A 12,707-nucleotide genomic window follows, 5' to 3' on the forward strand; every position below is an offset into this window, starting at 1 on the left:
GCGCCTTTTTTCTGTTCCTTTTCTGTTCCGCCGTCGGCTTAGCGTTCTACTTCAGGCAGCGCGCGCGCCATTAATGCGCCGAGTAAACCAAAAACGGACAATACCGAAATGACGACCATGATCCCCCATTGACTAAGCCACGCAGTAGCCGCGCCCATCAATAACAAAACGAGACCAATGAGTGTATTGCTGACTGAAACATAATCAGTGCGCCGATTACCTTCGGCCATATTCACAATGTAGGTTTTACGCCCAAGACGCACGCCCTCGTGAGCAATGGTCAGGACAAAATAGACGCCAGGCAACACCCACGCCAATGAGAAAAGCGTGGGGTACCACTGACTAATACTGACCACCACCAGCCCCAGTACCGCCGTGACCACGGCGGCGATCATCATCACTTGGCGGCTAGAATGATCGGCAAAAAGTCCCCAAAAAGGTGCAGAAATGAGGCTCGCAACGCCGCTAATTGCGACAAAACTTGCGGTGGTGATCGCCAACGCTTGGCTATGCTGACTGGCTAACAACACATAATAGGGCGCGGATAAGGCCGAACACAGTAACAGGGAGCGCGTGATCACAAAATGGCGCAGCCGTCTATCATCCACCAGTAAGCGTAGTTTAGAAAGCGCATGCGTCAGCGCATTGGCACCGCCTTCAGTGGCTCCTTCGTATTCATCCACCTGGCTGTAGAGCGCCGCTGCCACCCACCAGAGCGCAGCACCGAATGCTAGTAGCGCACAGTACACCCAAACATGTTGCTGATCAGAAACACTAAATAAACCCACACCGGCAGCAATCGTCACCGCACCCGCCAAGCTTGACGACCAGCCATTCAAGCGTCCCCGCTGGGGTTTAGGAATGGTTTTACCCAAAACATCTTTCGATGCCACCGAGCAAAGGCCTCGCGCCAAACTAAAGATCACCAGCAAGCCAACAATGCTCCAGCCAGCCACTTGACCGGTTAAAAGCAACGCTGCGATCGCCATTGCCAGGATACAAGCCCCTTGAATAACAGAGCCGGCCACCCATGCCCACTTACGTACCGCAAATTGGCGGACATAACCGGCAATACCTAACTGAGGCACTAACGACCCCGCCTCTCGAATCGGCACCAGCAGCCCAACCAAGGCCAAGGGGGCACCCACAGCGGTTAACAACGCTGGTAATACGATTTTCGGGTTAGATACCGCGTCACCGATTTTAGTTAGCCCTTGGCTGAGGATAATACGAAAAAAATTCCCCGGTACTTCGCGACACGCACTGCCATCAATGTCTTTACACGCCCGCGCGTCTTCCTCGTTAAATAGCTTTTGATGAAGATCATCCGCCAGTTTATCCACACATCCCCCCAACTCTATGATTTATTTGCTTGATAGCGGCACTAGAGTCAATCATTGTAAATCTTTATGTCGAAAACGTGTTAACCAATATTCGCGGTAACGAAAGTAGCAATAGGTCGACGCAAACAAAAAGAAAAGATAAGACAAAGAAAACACAAACGGGGAGGTAATAAGCGAGTGCTTTAACCCGAGGAGTACACCCGCCGCAGTCACTGTCATTTTGGCCGCCACACCGAGCAACAACAAAAATAAAGCAAACTGCGGATAATGCGTGCTACGAAAGGTGATCCAATAACAAACTCCCACGGCAGTACTAGCGACGCCAAAGCCTAAAAGATAGGAATGAAAGTGTTCACCTGCCAGCACGCCACCTAAAACGGTAAGTGCTGTTATGACGAGAAAAACCATACGCTGCCGCCTTTTCTTTTCAGTATGACACTGGATAGCCTTATCGAGCAGCGGGAGACTAAGAGATTGCGATCTTGTTAGCAGGCTTGATACATACCGATGAAATAGACGCCTCGCGGTGGGTCCACAAAGCACCATACCGGTTGTTCAATGCATCGACCGTAACCACTTGCCCCTGACGCCGAATACGCATGTTTGTCCCCAACTCAATACCAGTCAATCCTGCCGCGTCAAACACACCATCCACATAATTAAAGCTATCGACAGCTAAATCAACAATACGAAAGGCTCGACGGCGAACACTCAAACAAGCAACCCAGCATTTAGCCGCTAAAACTTGGCCAGGAGATTCGGCACGCACAGCAAAACGCCATCCTTCACCGTCGCCATAAAAATCCATTGGGAAATGGCGCTTAAACGTCTTTTTATTGTTGTAAGATTTCATCGCAATCAATCCTATACAGATGCGCTATCATATCTAAAAGGGAAAAAACATACGAGGATTGGTAATAAGAATGAAAAACACACTGTTGGTATGGATGATTGCGTCTGTGGCCATGCTCTTCAATACGCTTGCCTACGCGACGACGCAACAACAGGCGAGAGTACTTTTTATCAATCCAGGCTTTGCCAATGAGAGCTTTTGGCAGGATGTAGACGATTACGCCAAGGCTGCTGCCAAGGCGTTGAATCTTGACCTTACCATTCGACATGCAGATCGTAATCACTTTGCAATGCGCCAAATTCTCTCTGCCACTTTAAATAAACCGACTCGTCCCGATTATGTCATCATCGTTAATGAGAAATTAGCCGCGGATGATCTGCTACCGATGTTACGCGATTATCCCATTTACGTTCAGGTCATCTTAAACGATATAGATGAACAGACAAAAATGTCCATAGAAAAAGATACGCATTGGCAAGAATATCTCCTAGCTAGCATCATTCCGGATAACGAGGCCATTGGTCATACGATCGCGAAGGCAATGATAAACGCAGGTAACAATGAGTCTGGCGACGCTGTTATGATTTCAGGCGATCTCACCACGCCAGCCTCCGTTCAACGCGAAGCGGGGGGTCAACGTTTTTTTGATGAGCAACCAAATATTACTTTGCGTCAGATTGTCCATGGTCAATGGGACGAGTCCATTAGCCAAGAGCAGATGCACACCTTGTTGCAACGTTACCCGGATGTACGTTACGTGTGGACGGCCAATGACCACATGGCATTTGGCGCAATGAAAGCCGCGAAGCAAGCAGGAAAGACACCAGGCGAGGATATCTTCTTTGCCACAGTTAACACATCAGAAAAGGTGCTCGCTTTACGTGAGGCTGGTACTATTTCAGCACTGGGAGGTGGGCATTTCACCGCAGCCGGTCTTGCATTAAGCCATATTTATGCGCACGATAGCGGCTTACCAACACCAAAAAGATGCAATAATGCACTTTTTCGTTTAATTACACCCGATTCACGCTTTTTTACACAGTTGCGCAAACAAGCTTGGCACGAGATTCCATTTTTAAAAATGGCTCGACGGACCGAAAGCCGATGTACGCCTCATTCAACGGATATGGATAACTAAGTGACAAAACGCGCTATTAACTTACGTGGTCTTCAAACTCGCGTCGCCTTTATCGTGCTCGCCATTAGTTTGCTCTTTGCTATTGGGACGACCCTGACGCAAATGTATATCAACTATCAGCGAGCACTAACAACCACAACGCAACTGGTGGAAAGCCGCAGCCAAAATTCAGCTCGGGTCATTAGCCATGCACTATGGATTGTTGATTTAGAACTCGTACGCCGCAGTGTCAAAGGGTTAGCGATGACGCCCACCGTCTGTCGGGTCGACGTCACAGGTTTTGATGGCACGACGGTTACCGAAGTTAATCACACCAGTCGTCATTGTGACGCCAACCACCAAGCATTGCTGAGTGTTCAAGGTAATAATATTGGCACTCTGAATATCGTTCTTGATCACAGCGAGGTAAAGCGTGAAGCATTGAGTAGTACCGTGCCTATTGCTGCCGTTCATTTTACCGAAACATTGATGATTTCATTGCTGATTCTCTGGGTGCTAAATCGGCTTTGCTCTCGGCCACTCAAGCAACTTGCAACGACTTTAGACTATTACCAAGCCGATAGAATCAGCCAAAGTAGTGTGCCGATTCAATTAATTCAACGTAATGATGAGATTGGTAAAGTTTCTCGTTCAATCAATTCGCTCCAGTCGCGAATCAAAGACGATTTATTACAAAAACGCATCACAGAACGCGAGCTACGCCAACATCAAACGTTGCTCGAAGAACAAGTAGAACAACGCACAAAAGCACTGAATTGGCAGTCGAATGCGAGCTCATTATTGGCTGATATCTCGATTCAATTTCTACGCGCTGACTCTCAACATATCACCGAGGACGTTGAGCTTATTTTCCCGCAAATGGCGTCACTATTAGGAGTAGAGGCCATCGGCTGGTATGCCTTTGATTCGAACCGCGCTGAACGTCGCTGTTATTGGCCAGAAGAGGCCGACTTTGCACCAAAAACAGTGGATTTAAGTGACATGCACATGATCAAACGCTGGCTTGCAGATACCGATACATTGGTGGTCCCTCACGTTGGCCAGCTGGGCGATGATGCCATGAATGAACGATCGTGGTTGCGTCAACGACATATTCTCTCTTTTGCCGCTTTTCCACTAACCGACGGCCGCAAGAGCTTTGGGATGATCACGGTGGCGAATCGTCAATTACCGTTTATCTGGGATAACAACAAAACGTTACTATTGAAGCGCTTTGCGACGGCGATTAGTGAAGTCATGATTCGAGAGCGCAACCACTTTGCTATGGAACAGTTGCAAGAAGAACTGATCGCAGCCAACGAAAAACTGAAAGTACAGGCAGAGACAGATGACCTCACCCGCCTGAGCACACGCCGCCCCTTTAAACGTGAGCTAAAGAGCCATATCCGTCATGGTATTGAGAATGACTTACCTGTTGCGGTAATGATGATCGATGTCGATCACTTCAAAGCGTACAACGATGAGTATGGGCATCTAAAAGGCGATGATGTACTCACTAAGATTGCGCGGGTACTGCTCAAGCAAACCCAAGCCTTTCAAGGCTCGGTTGCAAGGTTTGGGGGAGAAGAGTTTGCTATCACGCTTTCAACCCACTACGCCTCTCAGCTTCATGCATTAGCTGATGCGATTCATGATGACATTGCGGCACTTGGCCTCACCCATGCGAAAAACCCAGATGGCAAGACGATTACAGTGAGCATTGGCGGGATCATTTTGCAACCGACCGATGAAACCACTGACTCTTATCTGCTAGAAATGGCAGACCAACGTCTGTATCAAGCGAAAGAGGAAGGACGGAATCGTATTAATATACTTGACCGCCATCATCAAAAATAGCGAGCTCGCTCACGTCATGTCCTTTATCCTTCTGGCGTTTCATGACAGCATCATGACGGTATGCTACAACCCAATGTCAAATGAGGTTGTAGCAACCGTTGGTCCAAATGGATGTCACTTGCTAAACATGTCCGCAAGCTGATGGCCATGATCGACGCTAGAGAAGGAAGTCCGATGAAAGTCGTCTTTGTCCGCCATGGAAAAACCGATTACGCTTTGGCAGATGCTCGTCAGATGAGTCAGTTAGAAAAAGATTATGCGCCACTACAACGTGCGTGTATTCCAGACATCCAGGCCTTGGCCAGTCACTCTGCCTTACAACAAGCGGATATTATATTGTCGTCGCCCTATACGCGCGCCCTGCAAACAGCAGAAATTCTCAACCGACAGCTGCAAAAAGATCTGTTTGTTGAGCACGATTTACGCGAATGGCAAGCGGATATAAAGGGGAGCTATATTCCTCTTTCTGAACGCGATCGTCGCTGGATTGAGTATAGAGAGCTGTTTGCCAACGGTAATGAGGTTACTAACGCCGGTTATGAATCCGCAACAGCTTTGCACCGTCGCGTGAGCGCTGTGCTCGACATGTATCACGAGTATTCAACCATTGCCGTCGTCGCACATTTTAATGTGATAGAGGCGATCGTGGGTTATCGTGAACAAGGCATTGAATACGGCGAAGTGATTGAATTTGATTATCAACCTAACGTGTAAACCGTCATCTTCATCCTAGCGGTCGTATAGCGATAAAAGCAAAAGGGACGCCGAACGCGTCCCTTTTAGCCTATCCTCTAGCCCGTCAAGCCATTGTTGGCAATGACCTGTTTATACCAGTCAAAGCTTTTTTTACGGGAGCGAGAAAAGTCACCACTGCCATCGTCATGACGATCAACATAAATGAACCCATACCGCTTGCGGTATTCTCCGGTGGTGAAAGATACACAATCAATACATCCCCAAGGCGTGTATCCCATCACATCCACACCATCGAGTGAAATCGCCTCTTCAAGCGCTTCAATGTGTTGCGACAAATAGTCGATACGATAATCATCGTTGATTGCGCCGGTTTGATCGGGAATATCCACCGCCCCTAGGCCATTTTCAACCACAAAAATGGGCAATTCATAGCGTTCGTACAACTCTGAAAGTGCATAACGTAGCCCTTTCGGATCGATCTGCCAGCCCCAATCCGACGCCGGCAAATGTGGATTCAATCGACTAGCGCTGAACAAGGCATTTTCATCTTGTTCTGGCGGATTAGCATCGACAATATTGGTCATGTAGTAACTGATTGCCAAAAAATCCGCCTGACCATTTTTTAAGATCTGCGCATCATCATCGTGCATCACCACCTTAATCCCTTTGCTTGCCCATTGAGGCCAAATGTAGTGAGGGTAATGACCCCTTATCTGTACATCACTGCACAGGTATTTATCTCGCATCGCTTGCTGTGATGCTAACATGTCATCCGGATGGCACGTCGCAGGATACAAAGGCATCATGTGGATCATGCTGCCAATGCTAAATTCAGAGTTAATAACATGCCCCAGTGCGACCACTTTGGCACTGGCCACAAATTGGTGATGTAGCACTTGATACAAGGTTTGCTCAGGGTGGTCGTGCTCGGTAAACACCACCCCCGAATTACAATAACCAAATAACGGATAATCCCAGTTAAGCTGATTATTGATCTCGTTGAAGGTAATCCAATAGGTGACTTTGTCACGGTAGCGCGTTAATACGGCTTCACAAAAACGAACGAAGTGATCCACGACCGCTCGATTTGCCCAGCCACCATATTCACTGACAAGGTGGTGCGGCATCTCAAAGTGCGACAATGTAATGACAGGCTCGATATCATGCTCTAACAAGCAATCAATCAATCCATCATAAAACGCCAGCCCCGCTTCGTTAGGGGTCGCTTCATCCCCATTTGGGAAAATACGGGACCACGCAATCGACGTCCGAAAGCATTTAAATCCCATCTCTGCGAACATCGCAATGTCGTCGCGGTAACGATGGTAAAAATCAACCGCTTGATGGTTGGGATACGTTTCTTCAGCCTGGACTTGCTCGGTAATCTTACGCGGCACGCCGTGCTCACCTTTGGTAAGCACATCAACGATACTCACGCCTTTACCATCACAGTTCCATCCACCCTCTACCTGATGCGCGGCAACCGCGCCACCCCATAAGAAATTGTCAGGAAACTTATTACTCATGCCTTACCTCTCTTTTGTTTTTATCTCAGCCTAACCGGTTCAATGCTGCTGAAGTGTGAACTGACGCAAAGATTGCCTGAACACTTTTCCTCTCTTAACCTTTGAATAAAAAACCAATATAAAAGAAAAATTATTCTATTAATCTCTACAAGTATCGATGCTAAGCTAGCACCACGACATAAGCGGATGTTTTTCCATTCAACACAAGGAGTTCTCATGAGTCGCTTCAGTCAAGTGGCCATCGTCGGTGGCACCCATGGCAATGAGTTTAGCGGGATTTACGCACTAAAACAGTGGCAAACCAATACATCTGTTACGACTCGGGATAGTTTTTCAACGGAGCATGTGTTCGCGAATCCGTCGGCTTATCATGCAAATAAACGTTATCTCGATTGTGACTTAAATCGACAATTCGATCCTCAAGGGCTCGCCGATCTCACCTTAACAAACTACGAGCAAAGTCGCGCAAAAGTCCTCAATCAACAGCTAGGTCCTAAAGGCGATCCTCGCGTCGATTTCATCATCGATTTACACAACACCACCAGCAACATGGGGCCTACGCTCATTTTGCTCGCATTAGACACATTCAATAAACAGCTTGCTGCCTATATCAGTGAGCGTATGCCCGATGCCATTATTTTAGTAGAAGATCATCTCGAGCCGCTTCAACACGCTTTTTTATGCTCAGTGGCGAAGCAAGGCGTCATTGTTGAGGTTGGTCCTCAACCGCAATCCGTATTACGCCATGATGTAATGGAATCCATGCAAGAAATGACGACGCATATTCTCGATTTTGTGCATCTCTTTAATATCGACAAGGTGCCAGAGCTACCCGCGCAAGTAACGGCTTATCGCTATAAAGAAACCTTACATCTACCCCAAAATGCACAAGGAGAGCGCATCGGTATGGTGCACCAAAACGTGCAAGACAAAGACTTTGAGCCGATAGTACCTGGCGATCCTTTATTCATGTGCTTTGACGGTCGCGAAGTCGCTTGGGAAGGAAAGTACACTGCGTATCCGCACTTTATTAACGAGGCGGCGTATTACGATAACAATATTGCGATGTCGATGGCAGAGAGGTTTAGTCTAACGGTGTAATTGAGAGGTACAATTGAGAGACGTATAAAGAAACGACCAACATCGAACCGATGTATCAATGCCTCGGTGATGTGGCCGCTCAGAAAGTAGAAACAACGCTCGCTCGCAATTAACTCACTGGCTTAGTTGCGGGTTCTTTCTTTAAAGCCGTTTTTTGCCAGTAGCGATCATAATGAAAGAACATGTGTGTCCTACGCAATTCAGCCGCTCTTTGTTCTACCTTTTCAATGACGTCATTTGATACTCGCGAAGACGCGAGCTCAAACTGTTCCATTGCCTGCTCTCTCAAAGTCACGAACCGTCCTTGACCAACCACATCCAAGTAGGCAGAAAGATAAACGAGCCCATCAGTATACTCAGCGTCTTCAGGCATGTAGTTTGTGGTGTACAGACGCCCCAGGGCAGCAAGAGACATAAGATCCCCTTGTTCAATCGCTTTTTCGCGCCACGCCACCGCTTTATGGCTTTCCCCTCGACGGATAAAATCACGATATAAACTCTTAGTACCGGGGATCCCACCCGCATTGGCAATCTGTTTTTTTACTTCAGCGGCCGCATCAAGGCGAGAGCTGGGGAAAAGATAAAAGCCGCGCTCAGCCAGTTCTATTTGCGATGCTTTATGTAACAAGGCATCAACATCATTCGCCGCAATCGCCTCTTCTAAATACTGCTCAGCTTTCTTTTTGTCTGTTGGATAAATGTACTGATACAGACTGAATGCTGCGTCTTTAGGTGCTTTTTCATACCAATCTGCTAGTGCTTCTTCATACTTATAGCGCCAAATAGTACGATGATTTGCCGATAACCAATGGCCTTTTTCAACCAGTAATTTCATGGCTGGAATATAATCCGCCTTTGCGGCCTGCGTGAGATACTGCTGCGCAACCGGCGAATAATCGAGCTTATTACCGTCATCACTGACGAGCACAGCGTATAAATAAGCGGCAGGAACAATACCTTGATCCGCCGCTGCACGTAGATATTTTTCAGCTCGTTGGTAATGGAACTGAGCGCGAGACAAACGTCCATGCTCAAATATTGCCTCTGGCGTCATCGCCTGGATATCATAGTCATCCGCGATTTTTTCAACCGGCTCTAGTTGCACAAAAGGTGTGGCTTCAACTTCAACTTGTTCGGCATGTACTTGTCCACTTAGCATGACTAGGCATGCTAACACGCTTGCTTTAAGCATTGACGGAGTATTAACCAATGTTGACACTTGAACCTCCTACAATCACACCGCCACAACTCACTGCATCACCAATACGAGCGGCTGGTTTTCCATCAATCATAACGCTACCGGAACCCGCATTTACCGCTCGCCCATGAGGCGGGTGTTTCGGTTTACTATGCGGTGCCAGGGGATCACCTTTACGAACTACGGGTATCCCGTCAACTTTTACTGTTGACGACCCCGCCACAATCGGTGTAGGTGGAAATCCATCATGCGCGGTTCCCACATGGCCAACAAGTGCTGCTTTGGGCATATCTTTCCTCAAATTTCTTAGTTTGCATTAAACGATCAAGGTTTGTTCACTGAGCGTGGCGATTTCGCTGGCTGTCCTTGGTACCCAGAGCCACTACCAGGACTTCCGCCAGCGTTTAAATTGATCGCTGGACCAATAAGGTGCACCCCGGCCGCATCAACCTTCATTACGCTCCCACCGGCGGTTACCGTAACCTCCGTACCTGCATCAAGCACGACATTTGCGCCTGCTTTTAGATGCACCTCACGTCCTGCCGTTACGGCGAAGCGGTTATCGATTTTTTCATGTATCCCTCCAGAAACGGCAATTGTGGCATCTTTTTTCACTCGTGTTCGTGATTGCTTATCGACCGTCACATGCTGGTTACTCATAACAGCCGACAAAGAATCATGGTCCACTTTTTGATGCTCATTATGCCGCACCTGCGTAACGACATCATTTTCCACGCCTGATTGCCAATCACGCTGAGCATGCAAATACACTTGCTCACTGCCCGATTGATCTTCAAACGTGAGCTCGTTGTAGCCCTCGCCTTGGTGGCTTTCACTGCGCCAGACCGTCTTGGTTTTATGGGCCGGCAATGTATAAGGGGATACATTGGTCGCGTGATAGGTCCGGCCAGTGATGATCGGTTGGTCGGGGTCACCATGTAAAAATGACACAATTACTTCATGGCCAATACGCGGAATCGCCATCATGCCGTACTGGCTCCCCGCCCAACCTTGAGACACCCGTATCCAGCAGCTACTTTTATCGTTTCCACTCGAGTAACGATCCCAAGGGAAATGAACTTTTACTCGGCCATGTTCGTCACAGAAAATTTCTTCGCCTTCAGGCCCAACCACAATCCCTATTAAAGGGCCGTCCACCTGTGGCTTAGGGTGTGGAGTGGCCCGCCAAGGGATAGAGGCCGGGATCACCGTAAACCGATTATGATAGGTAGTGGCGCCAGTGCCGCCTTCTTCTTCAACTGCTTGAGGTTGGGTGCCGTAATGCTGAGCGCGCACTACTTGCCACTTTTGATTCATGGTACGGTCGAGATGATCTTGCATTTCAAATGCATGACCCGCCTGCACAAGAAAATGATTACTTTCCCCAATCGCCGTGACTTTGTCACGTGCCAGAAATTCTTGGCGTATCTGGGTTAAATGTTTACCTTGCGTATCGTCTTTATATCGACCTGGAAAATCATAAACATCGTAGTCTTGGCGCTGATGCTCAATGCCGGACATATTCACTTGCTGTAAGAAGCTATAATTCGGCTTTTTAAAGCTATAATCCTTCATCTCCAGTGATGACGGGATTATCCGAGTGTGTTTTTCGATGGCACGAATATAAGGCTCATCGACGACACCTGCAGCCTGAGCGTTATGCACAATCGGCTGTTTAAGGGCGGGAAGCGAAAAGGGCGAGTCAGTGATATATAAAAGCTGCTTGTCCTCTTTCCACACAAAGCAATACATCAACCCCTCTTCTGCGGCAATACGATGAAAAAAGGCGAGATCCGTTTCTCGGTATTGAACACAAAATTCACGCTCTGCATATTCTTTTGTCAGCCCAAAACCGACATCCGTAATACGCATTTCTTGCAACAAGATCGAAATAACTTGAGGAACCGTCTGATGTTGGAATACACGACTATTTTGCCGTAGTGATAGACGCTCAATTTCAGCCACTAATTCAACATCATAATAAGTGTGATGATGACCAATATCCCCTTGGGAAAATTGACGAATGATACCGCGAATACGACGCTCACATTGCCCGTTGCGATAGAGAGCAAGCGTGGCTTGGCAATCCACTAATTGGTCAGGGTTTAGGGAATGATCGCGACTTGCCAATGCAATCGAATAACGAAACCCGTTGCAAGCTTGCTGGTCGAACGCCGCAGCAGAGAGGGACTCGTTGCCCTGATATTCTCTGACCACAAACGTGTCTGGCTCTAGGCCTTCGACGCTAAATTCAAAACGTAATTTCGCCATGATGTCTCCCGAATCTTGTTCCCGCAACAGTGAACACTTGTCTAGCAACGCTCTCTGGAAAACGAACGCTGCTAAACAAATGGTGAAGCGCCGGCACAAAGCCGACGCAACCTAGCAATAGCAATTAAGCTTCAACCGGCTTGCGCCAGTCATCAGAGCCTGAAGTACCTGCGTTGACGTGGTCCCAGGTGATTTTGCGATAAGACATCGACACGGTCAGGTTCTGAGTGAAGTCTGACTTCGCCGGATCTTGGCAGTGTGGCATTTCACAATGGATATCCACGATAGAGGCGCTTTCTAATTTGGTGGTAAAGAAGTTTTCTTGCTTACCTTCAATTGAGGTACGGTACCATTTTAACTCCACAGTAGACATTTTTTCGCCAGAAGACAGCGCGTTGTAAAGCAGCGGGACGGCTTTATTTAGCGCGACGGTGAATTTGAATGGTTTATGAACACGTTGACCGGATGGTTGACCAGATTGTGGGTCGGTGGGAACCGTCACATTGTGGTCAAACTGTTGTACCAGCATTTCGTCTTCGTGGCCTTCGACAAAAGAATCACCGATAGAATCCGCGGTGCAGGCACCGGCAGTAATCAAACCCTGGGTTTCGCCTTCAATCGAGATATAACATGGCGTTGGCATAATCGCTCCTTTTTGTATGATTCGAGTTCAAACAGCGACTGTTGCTGTCTAGCCCTACTAGCAAGCTAGATTTATGCCAACTTTTAAATCTTTATATATCAG

Annotated in this window: 11 protein-coding genes and 1 pseudogene; 4 read left to right on the forward strand and 8 right to left on the reverse strand. The window is 47.8% G+C overall.

Annotation, left to right across the window (positions count from 1 at the left end; genetic code table 11):
• Window positions 1–38: 38 nt before the first annotated feature.
• From BZG80_RS10025 to BZG80_RS10035, 3 genes are read right to left on the reverse strand one after another with little or no spacing between them, the layout of a single operon-like run.
• A complete protein-coding gene (locus tag BZG80_RS10025; RefSeq protein WP_077679262.1) occupies window positions 39–1,343 on the reverse strand; it encodes an MFS transporter in 1,305 nt (434 codons plus the stop codon).
• 51 nt (window positions 1,344–1,394) lie between these two features.
• On the reverse strand, window positions 1,395–1,751 hold the full coding sequence (locus tag BZG80_RS10030) for a hypothetical protein (RefSeq protein WP_021024285.1): 357 nt from the start codon (window positions 1,749–1,751) through the stop codon (window positions 1,395–1,397).
• Window positions 1,752–1,809: 58 nt separating this feature from the next.
• Complete coding sequence (locus tag BZG80_RS10035; RefSeq protein ID WP_077661432.1) at window positions 1,810–2,196, reverse strand: hypothetical protein; 387 nt, start codon at window positions 2,194–2,196, stop codon at window positions 1,810–1,812.
• Between the two features lie 70 nt (window positions 2,197–2,266).
• Here BZG80_RS10035 and BZG80_RS10040 point away from each other — a divergent pair, with 70 nt between their 5' ends.
• The 3 genes from BZG80_RS10040 (at window position 2,267) to BZG80_RS10050 (ending at window position 5,884) form a co-directional block, all read left to right on the forward strand.
• Window positions 2,267–3,334, forward strand: coding sequence for an ABC transporter substrate-binding protein (locus tag BZG80_RS10040; protein ID WP_077461436.1), 1,068 nt, complete (start codon window positions 2,267–2,269; stop codon window positions 3,332–3,334).
• Window positions 3,335–5,170, forward strand: a complete 1,836-nt coding sequence (locus tag BZG80_RS10045; protein WP_077576725.1) for a GGDEF domain-containing protein — start codon at window positions 3,335–3,337, stop codon at window positions 5,168–5,170.
• A 174-nt stretch (window positions 5,171–5,344) separates the two neighbouring features.
• A complete protein-coding gene (locus BZG80_RS10050; RefSeq protein ID WP_077661435.1) occupies window positions 5,345–5,884 on the forward strand; it encodes a histidine phosphatase family protein in 540 nt (179 codons plus the stop codon).
• A 77-nt stretch (window positions 5,885–5,961) separates the two neighbouring features.
• Here BZG80_RS10050 and BZG80_RS10055 read toward each other — a convergent pair whose 3' ends face one another.
• Window positions 5,962–7,392, reverse strand: coding sequence for a 6-phospho-beta-glucosidase (locus tag BZG80_RS10055; protein ID WP_077669704.1), 1,431 nt, complete (start codon window positions 7,390–7,392; stop codon window positions 5,962–5,964).
• Between the two features lie 216 nt (window positions 7,393–7,608).
• Here BZG80_RS10055 and BZG80_RS10060 point away from each other — a divergent pair, with 216 nt between their 5' ends.
• Window positions 7,609–8,493 (forward strand): aspartoacylase, encoded by an 885-nt coding sequence (locus BZG80_RS10060; RefSeq protein ID WP_077646213.1) that lies wholly within the window; start codon window positions 7,609–7,611, stop codon window positions 8,491–8,493.
• 109 nt (window positions 8,494–8,602) lie between these two features.
• Here the strand turns inward: BZG80_RS10060 and BZG80_RS10065 are convergent, their stop codons facing one another.
• The 4 genes and pseudogenes from BZG80_RS10065 to hcp-2 all read right to left on the reverse strand — a co-directional run bounded on the left by BZG80_RS10065 (window position 8,603) and on the right by hcp-2 (window position 12,605).
• Entirely contained in the window at window positions 8,603–9,712 is a 1,110-nt protein-coding gene (locus BZG80_RS10065) for a sel1 repeat family protein (RefSeq protein ID WP_131827554.1), read from the reverse strand.
• Entirely contained in the window at window positions 9,696–9,980 is a 285-nt protein-coding gene (locus BZG80_RS10070) for a type VI secretion system PAAR protein (protein WP_021024293.1), read from the reverse strand. The genes BZG80_RS10065 and BZG80_RS10070 overlap by 17 nt, the downstream gene beginning before the upstream one ends.
• A 47-nt stretch (window positions 9,981–10,027) precedes the next feature.
• Window positions 10,028–11,962: pseudogene (gene tssI, locus BZG80_RS10075) on the reverse strand (type VI secretion system tip protein TssI/VgrG); the annotation flags it as partial.
• Between the two features lie 124 nt (window positions 11,963–12,086).
• Window positions 12,087–12,605 carry a type VI secretion system effector Hcp-2 gene (hcp-2, locus tag BZG80_RS10080; RefSeq protein WP_021024295.1) on the reverse strand — a complete coding sequence of 173 codons (519 nt, stop codon included), beginning with the start codon at window positions 12,603–12,605 and terminating at the stop codon, window positions 12,087–12,089.
• Window positions 12,606–12,707: the final 102 nt, after the last annotated feature.

The organism is Salinivibrio sp. MA440 (genome assembly GCF_001996265.1).
GTDB lineage: Bacteria > Pseudomonadota > Gammaproteobacteria > Enterobacterales > Vibrionaceae > Salinivibrio > Salinivibrio costicola.